The sequence below is a fragment of the uncultured Pontibacter sp. genome, from assembly GCF_947495565.1.
In the GTDB taxonomy this organism is placed as follows: domain Bacteria; phylum Bacteroidota; class Bacteroidia; order Cytophagales; family Hymenobacteraceae; genus Pontibacter.
The window spans coordinates 14,515-39,968 of sequence record NZ_CANLZM010000004.1 but is presented as its reverse complement, the minus strand read 5'-3'; the positions used below and the strand labels follow the sequence as shown (position 1 = coordinate 39,968).

The 25,454-nt window shown below is 45.8% G+C and carries 21 protein-coding genes and 2 tRNA genes; 15 read left to right on the top strand and 8 right to left on the bottom strand.

Annotated elements, in window-relative coordinates; translation table 11 throughout:
• The first annotated feature begins 16 nt into the window (after nt 1-16).
• Nucleotides 17-1,417 (top strand): rRNA methyltransferase, encoded by a 1,401-nt coding sequence (locus tag Q1B04_RS06460; protein WP_299757045.1) that lies wholly within the window; start codon nt 17-19, stop codon nt 1,415-1,417.
• Between the two features lie 80 nt (nt 1,418-1,497).
• On the opposite strand, the gene Q1B04_RS06455 is transcribed toward Q1B04_RS06460, so the two are convergent.
• The 4 genes from Q1B04_RS06455 to pdxH all read right to left on the bottom strand — a co-directional run bounded on the left by Q1B04_RS06455 (nt 1,498) and on the right by pdxH (nt 5,401).
• A complete protein-coding gene (locus Q1B04_RS06455) occupies nt 1,498-2,682 on the bottom strand; it encodes a class I SAM-dependent rRNA methyltransferase (protein ID WP_299757043.1) in 1,185 nt (394 codons plus the stop codon).
• A gap of 160 nt (nt 2,683-2,842) precedes the next feature.
• Nucleotides 2,843-3,427: a Maf family nucleotide pyrophosphatase gene (locus tag Q1B04_RS06450; RefSeq protein WP_299757040.1), complete on the bottom strand. Its 585-nt coding sequence runs from the start codon at nt 3,425-3,427 to the stop codon at nt 2,843-2,845.
• Entirely contained in the window at nt 3,393-4,691 is a 1,299-nt protein-coding gene (locus Q1B04_RS06445) for a DUF1015 domain-containing protein (RefSeq protein ID WP_299757037.1), read from the bottom strand. The genes Q1B04_RS06450 and Q1B04_RS06445 overlap by 35 nt, the downstream gene beginning before the upstream one ends.
• A 59-nt stretch (nt 4,692-4,750) precedes the next feature.
• On the bottom strand, nt 4,751-5,401 hold the full coding sequence (gene pdxH, locus Q1B04_RS06440; RefSeq protein ID WP_299757034.1) for a pyridoxamine 5'-phosphate oxidase: 651 nt from the start codon (nt 5,399-5,401) through the stop codon (nt 4,751-4,753).
• A 262-nt stretch (nt 5,402-5,663) separates the two neighbouring features.
• Between pdxH and Q1B04_RS06435 the strand changes: the two genes are divergently transcribed.
• From Q1B04_RS06435 to Q1B04_RS06415, 5 genes are all read left to right on the top strand, one after another.
• Nucleotides 5,664-6,236, top strand: coding sequence for a YqgE/AlgH family protein (locus Q1B04_RS06435; protein ID WP_299757031.1), 573 nt, complete (start codon nt 5,664-5,666; stop codon nt 6,234-6,236).
• Nucleotides 6,237-6,260: 24 nt separating this feature from the next.
• A complete protein-coding gene (locus Q1B04_RS06430) occupies nt 6,261-8,345 on the top strand; it encodes a DUF349 domain-containing protein (RefSeq protein WP_299757028.1) in 2,085 nt (694 codons plus the stop codon).
• A 133-nt stretch (nt 8,346-8,478) separates the two neighbouring features.
• Nucleotides 8,479-8,551 (top strand) — tRNA-Thr (locus Q1B04_RS06425).
• Nucleotides 8,552-8,608: 57 nt separating this feature from the next.
• A tRNA-Thr gene (locus tag Q1B04_RS06420) sits at nt 8,609-8,681 on the top strand.
• A gap of 160 nt (nt 8,682-8,841) precedes the next feature.
• Nucleotides 8,842-10,008, top strand: coding sequence for a hypothetical protein (locus tag Q1B04_RS06415; RefSeq protein WP_299757026.1), 1,167 nt, complete (start codon nt 8,842-8,844; stop codon nt 10,006-10,008).
• 42 nt (nt 10,009-10,050) lie between these two features.
• On the opposite strand, the gene Q1B04_RS06410 is transcribed toward Q1B04_RS06415, so the two are convergent.
• On the bottom strand, nt 10,051-11,088 hold the full coding sequence (locus tag Q1B04_RS06410) for a potassium channel family protein (RefSeq protein ID WP_299757023.1): 1,038 nt from the start codon (nt 11,086-11,088) through the stop codon (nt 10,051-10,053).
• Between the two features lie 115 nt (nt 11,089-11,203).
• On the opposite strand from Q1B04_RS06410, the gene Q1B04_RS06405 reads away from it, so the two are divergent.
• A complete protein-coding gene (locus Q1B04_RS06405) occupies nt 11,204-12,223 on the top strand; it encodes a metal-dependent hydrolase (RefSeq protein ID WP_299757020.1) in 1,020 nt (339 codons plus the stop codon).
• A gap of 24 nt (nt 12,224-12,247) precedes the next feature.
• Here the strand turns inward: Q1B04_RS06405 and Q1B04_RS06400 are convergent, their stop codons facing one another.
• Nucleotides 12,248-12,979 carry a hypothetical protein gene (locus tag Q1B04_RS06400; RefSeq protein WP_299757018.1) on the bottom strand — a complete coding sequence of 244 codons (732 nt, stop codon included), beginning with the start codon at nt 12,977-12,979 and terminating at the stop codon, nt 12,248-12,250.
• Between the two features lie 169 nt (nt 12,980-13,148).
• Between Q1B04_RS06400 and Q1B04_RS06395 the strand changes: the two genes are divergently transcribed.
• From Q1B04_RS06395 to Q1B04_RS06365, 7 genes are all read left to right on the top strand, one after another.
• Nucleotides 13,149-13,919 (top strand): SDR family oxidoreductase, encoded by a 771-nt coding sequence (locus Q1B04_RS06395; RefSeq protein WP_299757016.1) that lies wholly within the window; start codon nt 13,149-13,151, stop codon nt 13,917-13,919.
• Nucleotides 13,920-14,050: 131 nt separating this feature from the next.
• Nucleotides 14,051-14,293, top strand: a complete 243-nt coding sequence (locus Q1B04_RS06390; RefSeq protein WP_299757013.1) for a hypothetical protein — start codon at nt 14,051-14,053, stop codon at nt 14,291-14,293.
• Nucleotides 14,294-14,370: 77 nt separating this feature from the next.
• Nucleotides 14,371-16,920 (top strand): DNA gyrase subunit A, encoded by a 2,550-nt coding sequence (gene gyrA, locus Q1B04_RS06385; protein WP_299757011.1) that lies wholly within the window; start codon nt 14,371-14,373, stop codon nt 16,918-16,920.
• Between the two features lie 70 nt (nt 16,921-16,990).
• On the top strand, nt 16,991-18,121 hold the full coding sequence (locus Q1B04_RS06380; RefSeq protein ID WP_299757009.1) for a tetratricopeptide repeat protein: 1,131 nt from the start codon (nt 16,991-16,993) through the stop codon (nt 18,119-18,121).
• Nucleotides 18,122-18,478: 357 nt separating this feature from the next.
• Nucleotides 18,479-19,930, top strand: a complete 1,452-nt coding sequence (locus Q1B04_RS06375; RefSeq protein WP_299757007.1) for a M48 family metalloprotease — start codon at nt 18,479-18,481, stop codon at nt 19,928-19,930.
• Nucleotides 19,931-20,228: 298 nt separating this feature from the next.
• Nucleotides 20,229-21,185: an N-acetylmuramoyl-L-alanine amidase gene (locus Q1B04_RS06370; RefSeq protein ID WP_299757005.1), complete on the top strand. Its 957-nt coding sequence runs from the start codon at nt 20,229-20,231 to the stop codon at nt 21,183-21,185.
• A 286-nt stretch (nt 21,186-21,471) separates the two neighbouring features.
• Nucleotides 21,472-21,858 (top strand): DUF4625 domain-containing protein, encoded by a 387-nt coding sequence (locus Q1B04_RS06365; RefSeq protein WP_299757002.1) that lies wholly within the window; start codon nt 21,472-21,474, stop codon nt 21,856-21,858.
• Nucleotides 21,859-21,939: 81 nt separating this feature from the next.
• Here Q1B04_RS06365 and Q1B04_RS06360 read toward each other — a convergent pair whose 3' ends face one another.
• Nucleotides 21,940-23,205: a serine hydrolase gene (locus Q1B04_RS06360; protein WP_299756999.1), complete on the bottom strand. Its 1,266-nt coding sequence runs from the start codon at nt 23,203-23,205 to the stop codon at nt 21,940-21,942.
• Nucleotides 23,206-23,527: 322 nt separating this feature from the next.
• Between Q1B04_RS06360 and Q1B04_RS06355 the strand changes: the two genes are divergently transcribed.
• Complete coding sequence (locus Q1B04_RS06355) at nt 23,528-24,127, top strand: hypothetical protein (protein WP_299756997.1); 600 nt, start codon at nt 23,528-23,530, stop codon at nt 24,125-24,127.
• A 54-nt stretch (nt 24,128-24,181) separates the two neighbouring features.
• Here Q1B04_RS06355 and Q1B04_RS06350 read toward each other — a convergent pair whose 3' ends face one another.
• Complete coding sequence (locus Q1B04_RS06350; protein WP_299756994.1) at nt 24,182-25,453, bottom strand: ectonucleotide pyrophosphatase/phosphodiesterase; 1,272 nt, start codon at nt 25,451-25,453, stop codon at nt 24,182-24,184.
• Between the last annotated feature and the right edge of the window lies 1 nt (nt 25,454).

The following is a 25,454-nucleotide window of genomic DNA, read 5'->3' as shown; positions in this document are numbered from 1 at the left end:
GCCGTACCTTTGTGCCATGCAATTTCCTGTTTCATTTACTGAGCGCATGCAGCGCCTGTTGGGTTCAGAGGACTATGAAAATTTTCTGAAAGCCCTGCAACAGACGCCACCTGTGAGTGTCCGCATCAACAAAGCCAAAGCAGTAGCGGCAGCCGAATTACAGCCTGTAGCCTGGGCTGAAACTGGTTTTTATCTGCCTGAGCGCCCACTGTTCACCCTAGATCCTGCCATACATGCGGGTGCTTACTACGTGCAGGAGGCAAGCTCTATGTTTGTGGAGCAAGCGCTAAGGCAGGCGGCAAACCTGGATGAGCCGCTTCAGGTACTGGACCTCTGCGGCGCACCAGGCGGAAAATCTACACTTCTGGCAAGCCTTATTTCTGAGGAGAGCCTGCTGGTTTCGAATGAAGTGATTCGTAGCCGAGCCTCCATACTGGCTGAAAATGTTGCCAAGTGGGGCAGCGGCAATGTGCTTGTCACCAGCAACGACCCGCGTGACTTCGGCAGGCTTCCTGATTTTTTTGATGTGATGGTAGTGGATGCTCCTTGCAGTGGCGAGGGCATGTTTCGTAAAGATCCGCAAGCCATAGGAGAGTGGTCGGAGGAGAACGTGAACCTTTGCGCACAGCGTCAGCAACGTATTTTGATGGATGTATGGGAGGCATTGAAACCGGGAGGATTGCTGATTTATAGCACCTGCACTTGGAACGAACAGGAAAACGAGAAAAATATTGCCTGGCTGTCGGACCAGGAAGGTGCGGAAAGTATAAAATTGCAGCTGCAGCCGGAGTGGGGAGTGGTTCCAACGCAGCTTGAGGGCGTGGAGGGTTATCGCTTTTACCCGCACCGCGTGCAAGGCGAAGGTTTCTTTATGGCTGTGGTGAGGAAAGCAGGTAGCGCAGAAGTTGTTAGCCACGGCAAAAGCCGGAAGAAGAAGTATAAGCTGACTGCTGCCGGAAAGAAAGAGCAGGCGCTAGTGCAGAACTGGCTGCTGCAACCTGAGAAGTATACTTTCCTGCAGTACGGCGAGGTTATTTCGGCGTTGCCTGCTAACCTGTTTGAAGCCGCAGATGAAGTATACCAAAGCCTGTATGTGATCTACGCTGGCACTGAGGTAGCCGAAGTTAAAGGTAAAAAGCTTAAGCCGTTGCAGGGAATGGCGCTCTCACAGCACCTCAACAAGGAGGCTTTCGAGGTTGCGGATCTTGATTTGGAGCAGGCGCTGCGCTATTTGCGCAAAGAGGATATCAGCCTGGGCTTAAGCGGAAATAACTGGCTGCTGCTGCAGTACAAAGGCCTGCCACTTGGTTGGGCAAAGCAAATCGGCAGCCGACTCAATAATTATTACCCAAAAGAGTGGCGCATCCGGATGGAGCTTCCTGCAGAGCTGCCCGAAGACGGACTGGTTATTAAATGATAGTTGTAAAGTATAAACGGCAAGGCCGGAGCTTTTAATTTAGCTCCGGCCTTGCCGTTTATTGCTGATGCTATTCCTCTTTACTCTACAAACAGCACCAAGCCTTTCAGATATTCTCCTTCCGGATGAAAGATGGAAATAGGATGATCAGCGGGTTGGGAGAGGTGGTGCATGATCTTAATATTGCGTCCGGCATCTATAGCGGCAGCCATCACCGTATTATTAAACAGGTATTTATCGACCACCTGGGAGCAGGAGAAGGTAAACAGAATACCGCCGGGCTTAATCTTTTTCATCGCCTCTGCATTCAGGCGCTTGTAGCCCATTAACGCATTGTGGCGCACGTTCTGGCTCTTGGCAAAAGCCGGAGGGTCCAGTATAATGACATCATACAAGTCTTCCTTGCCCTTCAAAAACTCGAAAGTATCAACGGCAAAAGCCTCATGCTTTTCGGGTGCTTGGCTCAGCTCCCCGTTTTTCACCGTCAGCTCAATTGCTTTCTTAGAAACGTCTACAGAGTGTACCTGACTAGCACCTGCGTTTAAGGCGTACACCGAGAAACCGCCTGTGTAGCAGAAAGTATTCAAGACTGATTTGTCCTTCACGTAACGTGCCAGCAGGTCGCGGTTTTCGCGTTGGTCAATAAAGAAACCTGTCTTTTGACCGGTTTCCCAGTCGATAAAAAACTTGTTGCCATACTCCGTTACGACCACGCCACCTTCTGACTGGCCATACAGGTAGCCGTTCTGCGCCTGAACAGGTGCTTTTGGTGGCAGCGACTCCGCGCTTTTATCATATACAGCACGCAGTCTGTCGCCGTAGATCTCCTGTAGCGCCTGCGTCACGTATTCCCGCACATTATACATGCCCACAGTGTGTGTTTGTACAACAGCAGTATCTTTGTAAAAATCCACGATCAGACCTGGCACGCCATCACCCTCAGCATATACTAAGCGGTAAACATCTGTGTCCAGGTTATCTATCAGGCCCAGGCCCTGACGGTAATCAAACGCTTTCTGCACTTTACTTTTCCAGAACGTATAGTCCGGTTCTGCTTGCTCAAAAGAGAAAATACGCACGGCAATAGAGCCCGGTGCATAATGGCCCATACCCAGAAACTCACGCTTGCTGGAGTATACTTCTACTACATCGCCTTCCGCCGGCTCACCGTCTGCTTTTCTAATAGCCCCGGAAAATACCCACGGATGCTGGCGCTTGAGGGAGTGCTCCTTACCTGGCGCTAAGTATAATTTAATAAGTGACATCTTAATTGCTAATGGTTGATTGCTGATTGTTTATACTTTAGACTGAGCCTAAGTATAAACAATCAACCAAAGTATAATTTTATGCAAAGGTAGCCATTTCGGCGTTATTAGTTGTAGGGTGTGGCAATACAGCTTAATGAGGAAAAACGATCAGCAATTATTAACCGGCAGCTATAATTTCCAGCTCCTCCAGCTTTGCGTACAACTTTTGCACCGGCAGGCCCACCACATTAAAATAAGAACCTTCTATACGCTCTATTCCGATCATACCGATCCACTCCTGAATACCGTAGGCTCCGGCTTTGTCGTAGGGTTTAAAATAGGTGATGTAATGGTCAATCTCCGCTTCTGTGAGCCGCTTAAAGTATACTTTGGTTACATCATGGAACACACTTTTGCCTTCCCGGGTAAGTATGCACACGCCGGTGATAACTTCGTTATGAGTTCCTGATAGCGCCTGCAGCATTTTTTTTGCTTCCTGGTAATCAGCTGGTTTATTTAAAACCCTATCGCCCAAACATACAATTGTATCCGCTGTAATCAGGGCATGATTGGTGATATCGGTAACATAGGCATCGGCTTTGTGCGAAGCCAGGAATTCTGCTATCTCCTCACGTTTCAGGTGCGCCGGAAAGTCTTCGGGAACGTCTTTTACCAGCACCTCATACGTTAGCCCAAGGCTAGAGAGCAGTTCTTTGCGCCTCGGCGAGTTAGAGGCAAGCAGCAGCGGCCGTTGTAAATTCATCTTCTTTAATTGAGCTAAACAAAAATCCGCAGATAACTTTTGGGTAGAAGAAAGTAGACTTCTGAGGCATGACGGCACCGCTGTTACACACGCGCTTCACCTGCTCCATAGATACCTCATTGGTAATCAGGGCAAGGTGCGCTTCCCCTTTGTCTACTTTTTGGATGCAGGCTGTAAAATTACGCTCGTAGCTGAGGCCTTTGTAATCCCGCTGCTCCTGGCGGTAGATGCCAAGAACCTTCTCAAAAATGAAATAATGCATCACGGTCAAGTCCAGCTGCTTCACCTCCTCTGGAAAATTCCACTCTATACTTTTATGGATCTCCGGTTTCAGGCGCAGTTTGTAAGCATTGCCGTCTATGTACAAGCCAAAGGCCCAGGGTTTGCCTACAATCACCTCATTCAGCTCGTAAGGGTCTTCTTTGGGCGTTACCGTAAAAAACTCCTGCAATCGCTCCACAAACTCTCCGTCAGGCATAGGCAAATGCTGAAGCAGGCGGTGTGTAGGCAAAATGCGCAGGTCGTCGTGCTCAGAGTTCGTCAGGTACATGAGGTGGTAATTGTATGGCTCCAGGTCTGTGTGATCCGGGTTTTGGGCCATCATTTTGCGGCGGTAAAAGAGTGATCCCTCGTACCGGTGGTGCCCATCCGCTAACAGAATCTGTTTATCCGCCAGCGTCTGTAAAATCAGCTTGAGCACCTCGTGGTCATGTATAACGGCAAGCACATCGCGCACACCCTGGTAATCCTCCGTTTCATACAGCGGCGTGCGGATACTCTCATCCATATAGGGCTCCAGCGTAAAAGCAGGATCGGTGTAGAGGCCATGGGTCGGGCTTGAGTTAAGCTCCGTTTCCTCTAAAAGCTGAATCCGGTCATTAACTGCACTCGGAATTGTGTTTTCGTGGCGCAGCAGCACTTGCTCGTGCCAATCATATGCTTTTATGTTGCATATAAATCCTTTGCGCACATATTCTTTTTCGCTCCCAGGCAGCCTGAAATACTGATAGTAAACATAAATACCGGGTAACTCGTCCTGCTGCAGCAAGCCGCTTTCCTTCCAATCCTGCAGCAGCCGGGCTGCATCTTTTGCAGGGTTTTGGCCTCTGGGCACAGACAAATGTATGCTGTTGTTAGGGTTTAAGTACAGCGCCTCCCGCTGCTTCTGCGACACAACATCAAAAAGCGGGGAAGTGAGCTTTTCAATATTATCATTCAGGATGTCGTTGTAGCGCCAGGCGCGCAGAGGTAATATTTCAGCCATTCGTTTAATTTACAAAGTATGATTTTGCCATTAGCAGCTAACCCGGGTTGCTTTAGGTACTAAGGAGCCAGGCGCTTTATCTCCCATCTTTCACCTTCAGATTCGTACGCAATACGATCGTGCAGGCGGCTTGGACGGCCTTGCCAGAACTCCAGGTAAACGGGCATTAAGCGGTAACCGCCCCAGTGTTGCGGCCTTGGTACTGCGTCCGTTGCGGTAAACTGTGTATTCAGCTCTTTTTCACGCTCCTCCAGCACCTGGCGCGAAGGTATAACCTGGCTCTGCGGAGAGGCCCATGCACCAATCTGGCTACCTTTCGGGCGACTGTGGAAATATGCGTCAGACTCCTCGGGCATTACTTTCTCTACTCTTCCCTCTACACGCACCTGGCGCTCCAGGGCGGGCCAGAAAAACGTGAGGGAGGCATAGGGGTTCTGCTCCAGTTCATGGCCTTTGCGGCTAGCGTAGTTCGTGTAAAAACTGAAGCCTCGTTTGTCGACTCCCTTTAGCAAAACTACTCTGCCAGATGGTTTGCAGGCAGCATTTACTGTGGAGAGCACCAGAGCGGTGGGTTCTTCCACCTGCGAGCTGAGAGCCTCCTGAAGCCATACTTGAAACTGCTCTATTGGGTCTGCTGCCACAGAATCCTCCGATAAAGCGTGCTTCTTATAGTTAATCCGGATATCGGCAATATTATGAGTTAGCGCCATTGATCTGATCGTTTTGTTCAAAATTATAAAAATATCCGCTGCCCCTAAAGTAATTCTTTATGCAATACATTGCCTTAACAAGCCAACTGTAAAGTAGTTATTACAGTATAGCATCAAAAATGCCGAGCACCGGGCACTGTTTTACTACCATATCCACTGGTTTGCGTAGTTATATTAACATGATTATAACTATCTAGAAATTTGTAATAAAACAGGTTTCCTTGGGCTATCGAAGGTACCAATGTATAAACGTGATGAAAGAATGATGGCAGAAAGCAAGGTTTTAAAACCGCAAAACGGAAGCATACTAATATCAGAACCGTATCTGGGCGATCCTAACTTCGAGCGCAGTGTTATACTGCTGTGCAGCCACGAAGAAGAAGAGGGCTCATTTGGATTAGTATTGAACCGTGCCTCTAACCTGCACCTTTCGGATGTGCTGGATGTATTTGATGATTCGTTTGATATGGTTTTAGGCATTGGCGGACCAGTACAGTATAATACGCTGCATTACATTCACCGTATGCCTGATTTGCCTCAAGCCGTGAAGCTGAGCGATGACCTTTACTGGGGCGGCGACTTCAGTACGCTTCGCACCATGATCGAGACTGGCCTGGTTGATAAAGAGGATATAAAATTCTTTCTCGGTTACTCCGGCTGGACGCCTGGGCAGCTGCAGGAGGAAATAGATAAAAATGTTTGGATCGTTAACAACAATGCTGCAAATAAATTATTTACTTTGGATACAGAAACCCTCTGGCGCAGCATTCTGCGGCAAATGGGAGGCAAGTTTAAGGTGCTAAGCAATTACCCCGACGACCCACGCCTGAACTGAACCGTTGTACTTAACAATGTAGACATGACAACTGATAAAAATCATATGGACACCACCGGTGCTGAGGCTAACAAACCAGAGAACCAGGCTGCTGCAAACGAGCAAAACACAGCCTCGCCAGAAACCAACATCAATAAGTTAAATGCCGAAGCGGAGCAGGAAGTGCCCAAGGAGCAACAGCCTGAGGTGAAACCAGACCTGGCATCCGTGCAGGAAAGCGAGAAATCCGAACATATAACAGAAGCTTTTGCAGCCGCTAATACAAATGTGGTAGAGGAAGAGGCGAAGCCAGGTATAACTGACGAAACAGCTTCAGAGGCAAAAGATCAACCCACAACTGCAAATCAAGGTTCAGACTCAAACAGCCACTCCGATGAGGAGGAGGATGAAGAAGACCATACCGACTATAGCCAGCTATCTTTAGAGGAGCTGCGGCAGCAGTTGGGCAGTGTGCTGAAAAATACGGAAGCTCTGCGCAAATTCAAAGCTATAAATGAAATGCAGCGCCAGTATGACCTTAAGTTTCAGGCGGAGCGGCAGGAGGCTCTGAATAAGTTTAAAGAGGAAGGCGGCACTGAAGAAGACTTTGACTACCATACTTCCAAAGAGCACCAGGACCTCGAAAAGCTACTGACTGCATACCGTGATTCACGTTACCAGCAACGCCAGAGCCAGGAAGAGCAGCGCCAGCGTAACCTGGACCGCAAACAGGAACTGCTTAGCCAGCTGCGCCAGTTAGTGGAGTCAGCTGAGACTAAGAACAGCGGTGATGAGCTTAAAAAGCTTCAGGCGGAGTGGAAACAGATAGGGCCTGTGCCAGCCGGAGAAGCACAGGAGCTTTGGAACTCGTACCACGCCCTTCTCGACATCTTCTACAACAACAGAAGCATGTTTTTTGAGATGAAGGAGTTGGACCGCAGACGCAACCTGGAAGCCAAACTACAGCTGATAGAGCGTGCGCAGTCACTTCAGGAGGAACCAAGTATAAACAAAGCGCTGCAGGAGCTGCGTCATCTGCACGAGGAGTGGAAAAACATCGGGCCGGTGCCTAACGATCAGCGCGACCCGATCTGGGAGCAATTTACCCAAGCATCTGAAAAAATCCATGACCGCCGCCGCGCCTACCACGAAGAAAGATCCACCCGTGAACTACAGAACCTAACTGTAAAACGAGGGCTCTTAGAGCGTCTGCAGCCGTTTGCAAGCTTCGATACAGATCGAATAAACGAGTGGCGCGACAAGACGGACGAGATACAGAAACTGAAGGAGGAGTGGGACAAAGCAGGCCTGGTGCCTAAAGAGAATGCCGAAGATGTTAACAAGACTTTCTGGAGCAACTACAAGGCATTCTTCCAGCGTAAAAATCATTTCTTTAAAGCGCTTGATGAGCAGAAGATGCAAAACCTGCAGCTGAAGACGCAGTTATGCGAAGAAGCAGAAAGCCTTAAAGACAGCACAGACTGGGCCAGCACTAAAGAAAAACTCATACAACTCCAGAAAAAATGGAAAACCATCGGCCGTGTGCCAGACAAGCATTCTGACAAAATATGGCAGCGTTTCCGCTTGGCTTGCAACGAGTTCTTTGACCGCAAACAGGTAAATGAGCAGCAAAAATCTGCGGAACTTGAAAAGCTTTCTGCAGAGAAAATGGAGATCTGTGACAAAGTAGCTGATAAACTGGCTCAGCCAAGCGCCACAGGCTCCGTAGAAGAGTTTAAAAGCCTTGTACAGCAGTGGCGTGACACAGACAAAGGCGGCAAGCGCACAAGCCCTAAAGCAGAAGATAAGTTTATCTCTTTAATGGAGAAATACCTGGAACGTGTACCGGAGCTGAACCTGGAAGAGCGAACCGATATGCTTGTGAAGCTGCAAGTGGAGCGCATTAAGCACAGCCCGGATGCCAGCCAAAAACTGCACCAGCGCGAAAACACGTTGAAGCGCGAGATTTCGCAGTTGCAGAACGACATCCAGACGCTGCGCACTAACATTGAATTCTTCGGCCGTTCTAAAAACGCGGACAAGCTACGAGAGGAGTATGAAGGCCGCATAGAAGAGGCTCAAAAACGCATATCTAACCTGCAGCACCAGCTCCATGCCTATAGAGGTTAAAAATTTTTTTCTCCTGACTCTCAATTTTTTAGAGAAAGTCAGGAGAAAAATTTGAACCAGGTATTTGCAGAATAAAATCTTAACCATACCTTTGCAACGCTTTAACACAATAAAGCAGCACAAAAAAAGTTAAGCCTCCTTAGCTCAGCTGGTAGAGCAACTGACTTGTAATCAGTAGGTCGCTGGTTCGATCCCGGCAGGGGGCTCAACTCCAAAAGCAAATGTTTGTACTGCATTTGCTTTTAAGTTCAAAATAAGTACAAGCCTCCTTAGCTCAGCTGGTAGAGCAACTGACTTGTAATCAGTAGGTCGCTGGTTCGATCCCGGCAGGGGGCTCTTAAACAAAAAAGCCTTTAGAGAAATCTAAAGGCTTTTTTGTTTTATAGGCTTTTCGCACAAATCCGCCAAATTGAACTTGCCATACTTTAAGCGAACAGTTTATACTTCTTTTTCTTAGGGATTATAGTTTATTTAGCATTCCGAATTAAAGCATACTATGACACTACTAGAGGTAACCACACCTGAACTTGCCCAAGAATTCCTGATGGTGCAGGTGCGGATGTACAAAGAAGACCCAAATTATATTCGTCCGCTGGACAAGGACATTCATAATATTTTTGATCCCAAAAAAAACAAACTCCTGCGCGATGGCGAAGCTATCCGTTGGATTCTGCAAGATGACAAGGGCAAGTCGATTGGCAGAGTAGCGGCTTTCATTAACAAGAAAACGGCGAAAGCTAATGAACAGCCAACAGGCGGCATGGGCTTCTTTGACTGCATCAACGATCAGGCAGCTGCTGATACCTTACTTAACGCCTGCCGCGATTGGCTGCAGGAAAGAGGAATGGAAGCAATGGACGGCCCAATTAACTTTGGTGAGCGCGATAAGTGGTGGGGAGTGCTGGTGGATGGTTTTCACAAGCCGACTTATTGCATGCCTTACAACTTCCCGTACTACCAACAGTTGCTGGAAAACTATGGGTTTCAGCTGTTTTTTAAGCAGTACACCTATTACCGCACCGTTCATGATCCGATTCCGGAAAAATATGAGGCAAAGGCACAGCGTATACTAAACGATAAAAACTATCATTTCAGGCACCTTGATAAGAAGAACCTGCCCAAGTACACCAGCGACTTCAGGGAGGTTTACAATAAAGGTTGGGCCAAGCATGAGGGCGTAAAGCCAATGAGTGAGGCGCAAGCTACAGCCATCATGAACCAGTTGAAGCCAATTCTGGATGAGCGCATTATTTGGTTTGCCTATTACAACGACCAGCCTGTTGGCTTTTTCATAGCCATCCCTGAGCTTAATCAGCTATTTAAGTACAACAACGGCAAACTGAACCTTTGGGGGAAACTTAAGTTCTTGTTTCACCGCTGGAGAGGCGCCTGCAAAACCATCTACGGAATTGTATTCGGCATAACGCCAGAGCATCAGGGCAAAGGAGTGGAGGCTGCTATCATTGTGGCTGCGGGCCAGAAAGTAATCAACAATCCCAGCATTCCTTATTATGATTTGCAGATGAACTGGATTGGCGATTTTAATCCTAAAATGATGCGCTTAGTGGAGCAGATCGGCGGCAAAATCTATAAAACCCATATCACCTACCGCTACCTTTTTGATAGATCAAAAGAATTTAAACGAGCTAAGATTATACATTAAGTTTGGCCTGGATGGTCTTCAGGAGATCAGGTATAAACAAAATCACCTGATCTCCTGAAGGTCCAGATCACTTATAAATTTAGGGTTTGCGATTTCCTCCCAATCCCAGCCAGTATAGGTTAGCATGGCGTTGAGGAATTTGCGCCTTTTGCACAGCTGCTCCAACTGCTCAGCCTCAGGCAACTGAAGCGGAACTCCTGCATCTTCCAACTGCTTTATGTCTATAACCGGCTCTTCCAGAGATTCAGGTGTCGGGGTGATAGCAGTTAAGGACTGCAGAAAAGTAGTGATGGAGCGGCGCAGCGGCACCAGTGTTTGATTACTCGGCCGCTTGTTCTCCGGAACATAAAGCAGAAGTATGGAGATAGCTTCGTCTAGCGCTGCCAGGTTAGGCAGGAGCGCCACATATTTTTCGGAATGATAAAAGTAGTGCAACAGAGGGTATGCCAAGTGCAGCTGCCCTTGCTTTGCAACTTCCTGTGCCAAACCGCTGAAGTGTTGCTCTATACTTGAGAAGTCTTTTCCGTTCCAGCTGTTTAGCAGCATCAGCTGCGGGCTGTGGCCAATGGAGGCGATTCGAATGCTCAGCGCACGACGTTCTGTAACCGCTGAAAGTATAGGCACCATGTACGAAATAGCGATGGTAATCAGTATCAATCCGGAAAAAGAAATAAAGGCACTGTAGATTCGCCAGTTATCAGTTCCGCCTTTAAAATCGCCGTTGCCTAATGTAGAAAGCGTGTAGCCGGTAAAGTAAACCCTGTCAAAGGCAGTGGCGGGCACTTCTGTCGTGCTGTTTATCACGGCATCTACATCAGATAAATAAATGAAAGAGTGGCCGGCCCAAAGTATAAAAACCCAGCTCAGCAAGGTTGTCATAATAATCACGATGCCAGCTCCTGCTAAAGCCTTTCTTGTTTTCAGTAGGTTGCTCATCCCCAGAAATACTCGCCAGATAAACGTGGAGCTAATGCCACTCAACAGTCCGGCACCTCTAGGCGCGAATGTGGTATAGAGCAAATCATAGGTGCCAAGACAAATAATTAAAATCCCTAAAATCAGGTAAAGGTTTTCGTTCATAATGTGCAAGTATAGGCTGCCGCTTTTGCAGCAAAGCAGCTTGTTTATACCTTTACAGGCAAGGCATGGTTGCAGCAGCTACTTAATCTTGCCATGACCTTTACTTTTAATTAAAATGGATTCATTAACGCAGATTGTTTTAGGGGCGTCAGTTGGAGAGGCTGTAGCAGGGAAGAGGCTTGGAAACAAGGCCATGCTCTGGGGGGCCATAGCCGGCACCATTCCGGATTTGGATGTGCTGTTAAACCCATGGCTTGATACGGTGCAACAGTTAAGCTTTCACCGCTCCATTACCCATTCCATTTTATTTGCGTTGGTGGTGTCGCCTTTACTTGGCTGGCTGCTGCACCGGCTTTACAAAAGCAGCGCGGCTACCTTCCGGGACTGGTCACTTTTGTTTTTCTTCGGGTTTATCACTCACATTCTGTTAGACAGCTGCACCACCTGGGGAACCCAGCTTTTCTGGCCCTTTTCAACTTATGGGGTAGCTTTTTATAATGTGTTTGTTATTGATCCGCTGTACACGCTGCCTTTTTTTGCATTGGTTATTGCAGCTGCCTTTTACAGCCGTGACAACCCAACAAGACGACGCTTGAATTATACTGGTTTGTTTATCAGCACAGGCTATCTACTATGGTCTTTCGTGGCTAAAAGTATAGCAGACCATACTTTTGAGAAGAGCATGGATAAGCAATGCATTCCGTATACTTCCTACATCAGCAAACCGACACCGCTAAATACGGTTTTCTGGTCTGTTACAGTTGAAGGCCCAGACGGCTTCTACAATGGCTTTTACTCTTTGCTCGATGAAGACAAAACCATCAAGTATGATTTTGAGCCTAAACATGCCGAACTCCTTGCGCCGTACCGCGGCCATCCAAAGCTAGAGCGGCTGCTCCAGATCACGAAAGGTTATTACGCTGTTGAAGAAACAGAAAGTGACACGTTACTGATAAAAGACCTCCGCTTTGGCAAATTTGACGGCTGGCAGGAGAGTGGCGGCGACTATGTATTTGTGTATAAAGTATGGCAAAACCAGCAGGGTAAGCTAAAATTTGAGGAAGTAAACAATCGGCCTAAAGTAGATAAGAATTACCTGCTTGCCTATTGGCACCGCATACTTGGCAAAAAGTAAGTTAATCAACTTACGCTTAGTGCATTAAAGTCCTTCATAGTACGCCAGCACTTTTTTCCAGCCTTCGGCAGTATTGGCATCAACTTGTTGCTTAGCCATAAATTCCTGAACCTGCTCTTGTTTGCCTGGCAGCGCCTTCAGTAGGTTCTTCTTGTTTAGTTTAACTTTAGAGACAGCATCGTCCGGGCCAATCAGATAAAATACAGCTTCATCTCTTATCTCATCATGCGCCTTATGCGCCGAATAGGCTCCCCGGTAATTTGCTTTCAAGAATACTTTAGTGGGCACCATAACAAGCTTTAATTGCTGCCCTTCGTACAGCGACAAAACTAGGCGGTGCGCCAGTTCAGTATCCGTTGCGCCTAAAGGAGGTAAGCGCTTGAAAACATACTTTTGCGAGGTCAGGCTGTCTTGTATTTCAAACTGATGGATGCCATTAAGGCTTGTTTCATAAGGTTGCCCCTTGGCATTTATGTATAGTAGCAGGTTTTTAAAAACATTATACTTCAGCTGCACACCCTCCACCGTCACGTTATTAACAGTAATAGAGCCTTTCCCCCAGTTTTCTAAAAAGTATGGGCTACCCTTCACACCTTCGTACCTGTTATCAAACAATTGTACTGGGGTACTATTGCCATCTTCACCCAAAACCTGCAGGTTTCTTTGAGCATTGATGCCGGCTGGCGTATTATTTATCTGCGAGAATGCAGCATGAACAGGCAAAGCAAGTGCTGCTAACAAAATTAATGTTTTCATAACGATAATCTTTTGCTGAGGATAGTTTGATTTGCACCCTTTTAACAAAGTTCAATTTATACTTTTGAAAGCTAATCTTGATGTCTTTTAGCTAGAATATTGTCTATAGCTTAAGGATTTTAAATTCTTTTTTGTTTTATTGATTAGTACACTTTACAATAAACTTATAATGACACAAAATAGATGGCAGCTATCTGGAAAGAAGGCTGTAGTAACCGGAGGGTCCAAAGGTATTGGAGAGGCAACCGTTAAAGAGTTTTTGGCTCTCGGTGCTAAGGTGCTGGCTGTAGCCCGCAAACAAGAAGACCTGGATGCTCTAAAGCAGCAGCATCCGGAGCGGCTGTATGTATTATCTGCAGACGTAAGCCAGCCAGAGGGCAGAGCCGCTGTGGCAGATTGGGTGCAGCAAAAGTGGGGTGTGTTGGATGCGCTTATCAATAACGCGGGCACAAATATCCGTAAACCTACCGCCGACTATACTTCGGAAGAATACGGCTTTATCATGCAAACAAATCTGCAGTCTGCTTTTGAGCTTAACAGGCTGCTTTACCCGCTGCTGCAGAAATCAGAACAAGGCAATATCATACATGTAACCTCCGTGGCCGGACTGGTACATGTGCGCACCGGCAGCATTTACGGCATGACAAAAGCCGCACTCACGCAGCTTACCCGCAACCTGGCTGCAGAATGGGCAAAAGACAACATTCGTGTAAATGCGGTGGCACCATGGTACATCAGCACGCCATTGGCCCAGACTGTGCTGCAGAACCCGGAGTTTTATAACAATGTGGTTAGCCGCACGCCTATGCAAAAAGTTGGAGAACCGGAAGATGTGGCCGGTACGGTGGCGTTTCTTTGCATGCCTGCAGCAGCGTATATTACAGGGCAAACCATAGCCGTAGACGGAGGTTTCACCGTGAATGGGTTTCATCCCCTGTAAAACCTTCAAAAGCCCTGTAAAAGGGGCAATAAACGTGTCAAATAATGTTGAATGTCAGCAAAAATGCTTATTTTTGTATGATATGGATTTGAGCGCCCGTTAGTTTTATGCATTGCTCATAAACTTAACTCATGACACACAAAAAACCGCTTTTCATACTTGCCTTCGCGCTTTTCTCTGCTTCTATAGTTTCCTGTAAACCAGTTTGTCCTATTGGTCCTTGCCAGGTCCGCATGGAGCATATCCATGGCGATCAGGAATACCGCGGACAACCTATCTGGAAAAAGCAGAACCCTAAAATGGGAGAGAAAATGAATAAGGTTTCGGAGGAAAAAACTCACGAGGGGCACTCAAAAGCCAAAAATAAGAATTAAGCTATATAGGCGTTAAGGCCATTTTTGCCTAACTTGCCTTTTCTATCACACCATTTACATTATTTAGACCTTTTAACATGACAGAAGGCGAACGAATAATACCGATCAACATTGAAGATGAGATGCGCGGTGCGTATATCGATTACTCAATGTCTGTTATCATTTCCAGAGCCTTACCCGATGTGCGGGATGGATTAAAACCAGTGCACCGCCGCGTGCTTTATGGCATGTCTGAGCTTGGCGTATCCTATAACAAGGCTTACAAGAAGTCTGCTCGTATTGTAGGAGAGGTGCTGGGTAAATATCACCCGCACGGTGACTCCTCTGTATACGAAACGATGGTGCGTATGGCTCAGAACTGGTCGCTGCGCTACCCGCTGGTTGATGGCCAGGGTAACTACGGCTCCATAGACGGAGACTCTCCGGCTGCCATGCGTTATACTGAGGCTCGCCTGAAGCGCATTGCCGATGAACTGCTGGCCGACCTGGAAAAGAATACGGTAGACTTTGTGCCAAACTTTGACGACTCGCTGAAAGAGCCGAGCGTAATGCCTGCCAAGCTCCCCAACCTGCTTATCAATGGCACGTCCGGTATTGCTGTGGGTATGGCAACAAACATGGCACCGCATAACCTAACAGAGGTAGTTAACGGCATCATTGCTTTTATTGACGATACTGAAATCACCATTGCCGAGCTGATGCAGCACATTACTGCGCCAGACTTTCCAACCGGTGGTATCATACATGGTTACGATGGTGTAAAGTCTGCTTTCGAAACTGGTCGTGGCCGTGTGCTGATGCGTGGCAGAGCTGAGTTTGAAACATCGCCAAGCGGCAAAGAGCAAATCATCGTTACCGAAATCCCTTACATGGTGAACAAAGCCTCTCTTATAGAGAAAACAGCTGCGCTCATCAATGATAAAAAGATTGAAGGTATTGCGGATTTACGCGATGAATCAGACCGTGATGGCCTGCGCATTGTGTATGACCTGAAGCGCGATGCCATTCCGAATGTGGTACTCAACAACCTGTATAAGTATACAGCGCTGCAGTCTTCGTTTGGCGTAAACAACGTGGCCTTGGTTAAAGGTCGCCCGATGACGCTGAACCTGAAGGACTTGATCAAGCACTTTGTGGACCACAGACATGAAGTGGTTATCCGCAGAACACAGTATGAACTGGATGAAGCGAAAAAGCGTGCGCATATTCTGGAGGGTTTATTAATTGCCCTTGATAACCTGGATGAAGTTATCAACCTGATCCGTTCATCTCGGGACCCTGAAATCGCCCGCAATGGCTTGATGGAGCGCTTTGCACTTAGCGAGATACAAGCCCGTGCTATCTTGGATATGCGTCTGCAGCGCCTTACCGGTCTGGAGCGTGATAAGATTCAGGCAGAGTACCAGGAGATAATGAAACTCATAGATTACCTGACTTCTATTCTGAATGATGAAGCCCTGCGCATGCAGATCATCAAAGATGAATTAATAGAAATCAGGGAGCGCTATGGAGATGCCCGCCGCACTGGTATAGAAGCCAGCACAGGCGATATCTCTTATGAAGACATGATTCCGGAGGAGAATATGGTAATCACCATCTCTCATGAAGGTTATATCAAGCGTACTTCCTTGAACGAGTACCGTAGCCAGAGTAGAGGAGGAGTAGGCTCCAGAGGTGTGGCTGCATCTAAGGAAAGTGACTTTACAGAACACTTGTTTATCGCGAATACGCACCATCACATGCTGTTCTTTACAGAGTTCGGGCGCGTGTTCTGGCTTAAGGTTTACGAGATTCCGGAAGGAGGGAAGACGACTAAAGGACGTGCTATCCAGAACCTGATCCAGATTGAAAAAGAAGACAAGGTGCGTGCGGTGCTTAATGTACATGACCTAAAAAATCAGGATTACGTACTCAACCACAACCTCGTTTTTATTACGGAGCAGGGCACGATCAAGAAAACGGTTTTAGAGGCTTATTCGCGTCCAAGAACTAACGGTATCAATGCCATCTCAATTAATGATGGTGACCGTCTGCTAGATGTTCAACTGACCAATACGAGCAGCGAGATTATTATTGCGCTGGAGTCTGGTAGAGCAATCCGTTTTAACGAAACGCAAGTGCGCCCAATGGGCCGAACTGCTGCCGGTGTACGCGGCGTAACGCTTGCGGGCCCAGATGATAAGGTTGTTGGTATGGTTTGTGTAGAGAATGAGAGCACAGACGTGTTGGTAGTTTCTGAAAAAGGTTTTGGCAAACGCTCTCCATTGGATGAGTACCGCATCACCAACCGAGGTGGCAAGGGTGTCAAAACAATGAATATTACTGACAAAACCGGTAAACTCGTTGCTATAAAAGGCGTTATCGATACGGATGATTTGATGATCATTAACCGCTCGGGCATTACCATTAGGTTGCGCGTAAGTGATCTGCGCGTAATTGGTCGTGCTACGCAAGGCGTCCGTTTGATCAAGCTTAATGAAGGCGATCAGATTTCGTCTGTGGCTAAAGTAGAGGTGGAGAACGAGGAAGATGTGGAGGAAGTGGTAATGGAGCAGTCTGAACTATCAGTAGATGACTCTCTGCAGCCTGACACCATGATTGATCCGGAAACCTCTGAGGAAGCCTAAATTGTTAAGAACGAATTATTTACAAACATAATACGTTAAGCAAACAACAACTCAAACCATTATAAAAAGCATGAAAAAAGTACTTTTAACAGCCTTAGTAGCCGGTACCATTTCGGTTGCAAGTGCTCAAAATTCGGCTGTGAACAGTGCAGTCTTAAACCATAAGAATGGTACGCTTGATAAGGCCCTGACTGACATTGAAAAGGCTACAGAGCATAAAAAGACAAAAGATAAGGCTAAAACCTGGTTCTACAGAGGCGTGATTTATCAGGACATGATCGGCAACCCGATTTATGGTAAACTAACTGATGATAAAACACCTACAGTAGTACTGGAGTCTTTTGACAAAGCTTTAGAACTTGATGGCCAGAACGGTGAGTATGGCAAGCAGGTGCCAGAGCGTAAGCAAATGCTTTACGGCCAGGTATTGAACCAGGCTGTTGAATTTCATAATAACCAGGATTGGCCAAACGCAATTCAAAAGTATGAATTGGCGCACAAAATCAGCCCTGAAGATACAACTGCAGTACTTTACGCAGCTTACGCATCCACAGCGGATAACAAGTATGACCAGGCAATTGGCTTCTATGACGAGCTGATTAACATGGGCCATAATACTGAAGACGTATACAAAGCTAAGGTGCAGCTGCAGCAGGCTACAGAAGCCAGCGACGATGCTGTGATGGCAACATTATCTAAAGGCCTTGAGCAGCACCCGAACAGTGTGTACCTGATGCAGGAAGAGCTAAAATACTACCTGAAGAACGATCGCGCTGACGAGGCAATGGCTAAATTAGACAAGGCTATCGAAGCAGATCCTAAAAATGCCAGCCTTTACGCAGTAAAAGGCAACTTGCTGGAGCGTAAAAAAGACATCGAAGGCGCTAGAGAAGTATATAAAAAAGCTATACAAGCTGACCCGACTAACTTTGATGCTTACTACAACTTAGGTGTGTTAGAATATAACAAAGGCGCTGAGGTTAATAACAAAGCTGCTAAAATGGACTATGCAACTTACCAGAAACGCGGTAAAGCTGTAGAAGCCGAAGCAAAGAAATATTATCAGGCTGCTTTACCATACTTTGAGAAAGCGCATGAGATTCAGCCAGAGGATAAAGCAACTATGCAGAACCTTGTAAACGTTTACACGCGTTTAGGCCGTAAAGCAGATGCTGCTAAATTATCTGCAAAGATGAACTAAGCAACACTGCTTAAAATAAAAAAAAAAGGAGAGGCTTTAAAAGCTTCTCCTTTTTTTATTTAATCACTTCATAAGGAGCAGGAAACATATAAGAACAAAGGCTAATTACATTTGCTACTTAACATAATATAAATTATAAGACTTAAAATGTACGATATAAAATATCTATTTGAAGTGTCACTTATAATTTACTTTATGTTAAATAGAGATAATTGTTTATCAGGACCACGCATTGCCATGGCTTAAGCTAAATACATCTCGCAACTAAACATTTTGCTGCGCCGTTCATACAAAGATTATGCAATAGTTATATATAAGCTTATATCTACTCGCCTCTTAAGTATAAACAATCAAATTATGAAGAAAAGCACGCTTGTAGCAAGTTTTACAGCCATACTTCTATTATTTAACTCTTGTGCAACCAATCCGGTTACTGGCAAAAAAGATATTGTTCTGATGTCTGAGGAACAAGAAATCGCGCTTGGAGCGCAATCAGACCCTGCCGTGATAGCCCAGTTCGGTTTGTATGAAGATAAGGCGCTACAACAGTTTATTCAGCAAAAAGGCCAAGCGATGGCGGCCGTTTCGCACCGTCCAAATCTCGATTTTGAATTTAAAATCGTTGATTCACCGGTTATAAATGCTTTTGCTTTGCCAGGCGGATACGTTTATTTCACGCGCGGCATTATGGCCCATTTTAATAATGAAGCACAATTTGCCGGTGTACTTGGCCACGAAATCGGCCACATAACTGCACGACACTCTGTTCAGCAGCAATCCAAAGCTACTTTAGCGCAGATCGGCCTGATAGCCGGTATGGTTATCTCTCCGGAGATTGCGCAATTTGGCGACTTGGCCTCGCAAGGCCTTGGTCTTTTATTCCTGAAGTTTGGGCGCGATGATGAACGTGAATCAGACGAACTTGGTGTAGAATACTCCACTAAGATTGGGTATGATGCAGCTGAAATGGCCGACTTCTTCCTTACACTTCAGCGTAAACAGTCCGGTAATGGTCAGGCTATTCCTGATTTCCTGTCGACGCACCCGAACCCCGCTGACCGTTATACTACGGTGCACGAACTGGCTGCGCAATGGAAAAAAAAGGAAAATCTTACGACAGCCCAGATTGAGCGCAACAGCTACTTGAAACGAATTGAAGGTATGGTTTACGGTGAAGATCCGCGCCAAGGGTTTGTAGAAAATAATACCTTTTATCATCCGGAGCTAAAGTTTAGGTTTCCGGTACCAACAGGCTGGGACTACATGAACTCTCCCCAGGTTTTTCAAATGGCACCTAAAGATGGCAAGGCAATGATGAACCTGATGCTGGTGCCAGGAGAAACTCTTGAGGAGGCTGCGCAACAGTTAATGCAAGGCTATAATTTGCAGCCGGTTGAGTCTAAAAACATAACAGTAAGCGGATTGCCTGCAATTGCGATTGTGGCAGACCAACAACAGCAGCAGCAGCAGCAGCAACAGCAGGTTATCAGAACATTGACTTACCTGATCAGGTATGGCGGTTATAACTATAGTTTGATGGGCATTACCACGGCGAATGATTTTAACACTTATTTTCAAACCTTCAGCAATACCATGCAGAATTTTGCAGAGCTGACAGAAGCTGACAAGCTAAACAGGCAACCAAAACGCATCCAAATTGTAACAGTGCAGCAGCCAGCTAGTTTATCCCAGATATTCCAGAATAATAACGTTTCGAAAGATCGTATGGAGGAACTGGCTATACTTAATGGACTGGAACTGACTGACCAGGTTGAGAGAGGCACCATGATCAAACTTATCTCGAAATAAGATGCTATGAGTCGGAGCCCTGCTATCTGAAGCAGGGTTTTGCATGGAAGTGCCCCTACCCTTTTTTCCATTCACTAAAATTTTAATTGATTGATGCCCTTGCCATTGGCAAATTCTCGCTTAAAAAGTATAACTTTATCTCTGTTACAACCGAATATTTTCACGCTTGTAAAATTTTTTCTGCTACCAGTTCGTAACATATAGTAGGATATAAACAGTAATAGCATTGCGTAGATATATACTTTTCTTCATCCTTTTTTTAAATGTCTCTACCCTTTTTAGCCAAAGCTACCCCAAAGTGGTAGCAAAGAACGGTGATGGCATTTTTGTATTACTTCGTAGGCACGGCTTAGACCCAAGTCAGCATTTGCAGCCGTTTCTGGATCTTAACCAAAAGAACCTGGGCCAGGGCAACAGCATTTATGCAGGTAAAACATACTTGCTGCCCATATCTGGCTCAGCAGTTGAAGCTGTGGAAATAAAGCCAGTCGAAAAAATAGCTTCCCCCTCTCCCGCTGTGCTCGTTGAGCCATTGTTTGGCAAAAACTACGCACGTGTAGAAATTAAAGATAGGCAGCTTCAGGGAGCTGTTTACTATTTGGTTGCCGGCCATAGCGGTCCGGACCCAGGCGCAATCGGCAAGTATGGCTCGTATCTGCTAAGTGAAGATGAGTATGCATATGACGTTACCATCCGGCTGGCACGCCGGTTAATGGAGCACAGCGCTACTGTTTATATGATTGTTCAGGATGAGGACGATGGCATACGGGATGAGAACATCCTTAAAATGGACACAGATGAAGTGAGCTACTTTGGCAAGCCCATTCCTTATGATCATAAACAGAGGCTTCGGAACCGAGTAGCGGATGTAAACAAGCTGTATCAGAAGCACATTGGAGCGCATCAGCGCATGCTTTCCATCCATATAGACAGCCGTAGCAAAGGCCAGAACATTGATGTGTTCTTTTACCACCATGAAAACAGCGCACCCGGCCTTGCGCTAGCGCAGCGGATACATGAAGTGTTTACTTCAAAGTATAACCAATATCAGCCAAACCGCGATTATTTTGGTACAGTAACGCCGCGCAGTAGTCTATATGTGATCAAGTATAGCAACCCTCCCACGGTTTTTGTGGAGTTGGGCAATATTAAAAATGACAAAGACCAAAGAAGATTTGTGATTCCGAATAACAGACAAGCCCTAGCAAACTGGCTATGCGACGGTATCATAGATGATTTTAAAGCAGGTAACTGATCTTGATAAATCTATCTTTAAAAAGGAGCTTCAGACGGAGCTCCTTTTTTATTGCTAAAGCTTCAAACTGAATCAATATAATTTATCAAAGAATGCAATTTTATTATTTTTTGCACAAAATGGTCCTTAAAAACTTAATGCATACTTCTTCGTTATAAGTGCTGTACTGCCTTAGCAAGTATATTTAAAGCATATATATTTTTTTATTAAATTATTGAATTACAGCTATTTATTTGTTCACATTTAAAATCACCAAGCTATGAAAAAGTTAAATTGGCTATTCGTTTTGCTCCTGAGTTTTGCATTTATTGCATGCGATGATGACGATGATGATGTTGACCTGGATGTAACGGCTCCGACTATAACGATATCTTCTCCTTCTGAAAATACTATTTATGCACCGGGAGATGAAGTTGAACTGAGAGCGGATATCAGAGACAATTTAGGTTTGGAAAATGTAAGGGTTTGGGTAACTAACCCTACCGGCACCACGAGCGAAGTAGAGGACGATGACATTAGTGACTTCCTAAACGATAACCGGGAGAAGGACTTAGACATTAATATTACGCTTCCTAATGATGCTCCGGAAGGTGCTTACGTTATAACAGTAGAAGCTACAGATGAACAAGGAAACACTGCAGAAGAATCAGTTACTATTAGCGTGCTGATGTAATCAACTCCACGTCAAAAACATTAAACGATAAGCCCTGTCTGATACAGGGCTTATCGTTTAAGCTCATATAACTTGACATACTTAGGGCATATTGGCAGCAGCTTTGTAACGCGCCAGGTTTGGTTTATACTTGCGCTTACGGTTTAACTCATGCTGGTAAACTGCCTGGCCTAATTTTGTCAGAAACGGAAGGGCAACCGTTTCATACTGATAATCATCACTATTAAACACCATATTTTCGTTAGCAAGTATCACAGCTGATAGCAGAAATTCTACCCGGTTATCGAAGTCAACCACATAAGCATTATCAATCATGTAGCCATAGGCATTCCCGACTTTATTGAATATCCGGATGTTTTCAGGCATTTGCCCTATGTTATCTCCGAACATAAAGAACTTCACATAGCTGTCATAATATTCTGAGGGGTCATATTTTGGGTAGTCGCTTTCACGGGGCAGCATACTCATATAACGGTACAGAAAAGTATAGTCCTCCTCCGTCAGGTTAAACCGGCGCTCAGGAGCTACATCTTTCGGGAACACCAAAGACTGTAAAATGCCGTGCAGGCTTGCCAAGGAAATGTAGTTCTTATCTGAGAAATCCATTGGCTTATTTACCAATTTGCCTTTGCTGTAGTAGCCATTACCCAGGTTAGTTGTCTTAAGTCTGTTAGAATAAGTATGGGCATTTAACGCAAGTGCTTGTTCGTAAACAATCTTTCCTTCTGAAGTATAAAAAGTCATTGGGTTGGTGTAGCGCGCCCGCTCCTCCCCGTCTAAAACCGACAGCCTGTGCAGCAGGCGCACTTCTCTGTAGCCTTTATCATGCAAGGTCTTGTTTAGTCGCTCCTGGCCCACAAACTCATACAGTCTGTTAAAGGCATCGTTATCACTTACCAAAAAAACTTTCCGGATATAATGAGCCACAGATGGGCGGTTATCGACAGCACTGCTATCCGTTAAAACTCGGGTTTGCTGCGCATAGGCACTGTCAATTCGGAGCGGAGTATACTTGTTCAGGCCATCTATGTTCAGATCATTCAGTTTTTCGAGGGCAGCGGCAGCGGCGGCTAGCTTTACTGTGCTGGCAGGGTAAAAGTAGCGGGTTGTATCAACGCCAAAAGAGTAAGTCTTAAATATAGCCCTGTTCTTGTCATCCCGGTCAATCTGAGTATAAATAATTTGAAGGTGATATTTTTCAGGTTTCTGCATGACGGCCTTAACCAGCGAGTCCTGTTGTTTTTTCAGGAGCCGCTCCAGCATTTTTTTATCTTTTCTGGACTGGGCATGCGAAGCAAAAGTAATGGGCAAAAACAGCAGAAGCAGCACAAGAATCGTTTTTGACATATCAGTTACTTTGATTTATGGTCTAATATACTATATATGAATTTCTTATACTAAAGGAGTCCTGTCCTTTATAAATTATTGTATTCCTGATGATTAGCTTCCGGCAATGCTCTGGCTAAATTAATTGCGTTACTAAAATCTTTTAAGTACAATCAAAGCTCACAATCTGCTAAGTACATGTACTTACTTAAAACAGCTAAACACTTGATTTCCAAGGAGCTTTACCATATTAAATAACTCTTAAAATATTGTATCGTTAATATAAATACTAATTTTATCACAAAAAAATATGAATTATCTGTATCTAAATATCAAGTATATTATGAAACGAACAATTTTACTGGCTGCAATGCTGATATTAGTAACTATCTCCGCCTCGGCGCAGGTTGAAGAAGAAATAAGGCAAAGAGGACCGCAAACCACTGCCCCTGTCTCAGCAGAGGCTATTCGGGAGGGCAACTGGCTTGTGGGTGCAAGTATAGGCAATATCGGGTTCAACTTCGATTCAGATTTCTTTACCTTGAACGTTAATCCCCGAGCAGGCTACTTTTTAAGCGATAATGCGGCTATCGGAACGGAAATACAGCTAGGGCTCGATATCTATGACGGAGGAGAAACATTCAGGTATGGCTTAACACCGTTTGCACGGTATTACTTCCCGGAGGGTGCCGCCCCTACACACCGCTGGTTTGGTGAGGTAGTTGCAGGTATAGGAGGTAGCTCCGAAGAAGATAGCGAAGGAGATTCCGTGTTTTCAGGTGTATTTGGCTTAAGAGCAGGTTATGCTCATTTTGTGGCTCAAAACGTAGCACTTGAAGCTATACTTGGCTACACCCGCACCAGCGCCGATATATCTGTGGGAAGCGGTGAGTCCGGCTTGAACCTGGCACTTGGCCTGCAGGTGTATTTACCGGGCAGATAACTTCTTTCAGAACCATGGATGGAGCTACTAAAGTATAGCAGCTCCATCCGTTCATTATTCAGCTTTTAACACTTGCTCAGCAACTGTATCGTCCCCGTCAATCTGGTGGCTGTATGGCAGGCCCAGTAACTTTGCCACTATCGCGTACACCTGCACATTGCTAAAAGTCCCGACTTTAAGGCCTTCTTTAAAATTCGGGCCCCAGGCTATAAACGTGGCATGCATATCTTTTACAGCTATTGGGTCGAAACCGTGGTTGCCTGGCGCTGGCATACGCCCTGAAGACGAGGCAAACAGTTTAGGCGCCTTTGCTACCAGCACTATATCTCCCACCCGATTGTAACGATCCTGTTTGCCGCTATAGTTTAAATGCGCCGGCATTTCATCTTTCAGGTACGCATCATAATACTGGCTAGGGTTAGACTTCAGTTTTTGGTAGAGAGGAAGTATGGCCGCTGCATTGGTGGCATGGAGTTCTGTCATTGTACCTCCACTTACTATCTTAAAATCATTTTCATTGATAAAGGGCGGCAGCAAAATAGTAGACTGCTGGTCTATCTGCGTCATGCCATGATCAGACACAAAAATATAATTGACAGGCAGCCCCGTTTTGGCAACTGCGTCTGTAAGCTGCTTCATCCGCTTGTCCAATCGCCTTACTTCAGAAGACGTTTCCGGCGACTCAGGTCCGAATGTGTGGCCAGCATGGTCCACTTCCGGCATATAAAAGGTGATCAGGTGCGGGCGCTTTTCCTCCGGCAACTGCAACCAGTCAACCACTGCCTGCACACGTTTCTTGAATTTCACATCTTCGTTATAACGATACCAATACGTAGGATAAGTATCTAAAATGGGCGCCTCAGAACCCACCCAATAAAAACTGGCAGAAAGCAATTGCTGCTGCTCAGCCAATACCCACAGCGGCACCCCTCCATACCAACTGGCATCCGTTACTTTCTTTCTGTCGTTGATATAGAAAGTGTCATTTCGCTTTGGGTCATAAAAGCTATTGCCAACCAGGCCGTGGCTAACAGGATACATGCCGGTTACCAACGTATAATGGTTCGGAAAAGTTTTAGACGGAAACGACGGCACCATAGACTCCGCTTGCACACCTTCTGCTGCAAATGCTTTTAAATGCTTGGCCCTATACTTTTCTGCATAATCGTAGCGAAAACCATCCGCCGAGACCATGATCACATACGGCTTCTCCATTTGCTCAGGGCTGTTGCTGCGCCCTTCCACCACCTGTTGCGCTGTTATACTTTGCGCCATTGCGGGCGCTGCCATAAACAGGGCAAGTAGTAAAGTCTTAAAACGTTTCATG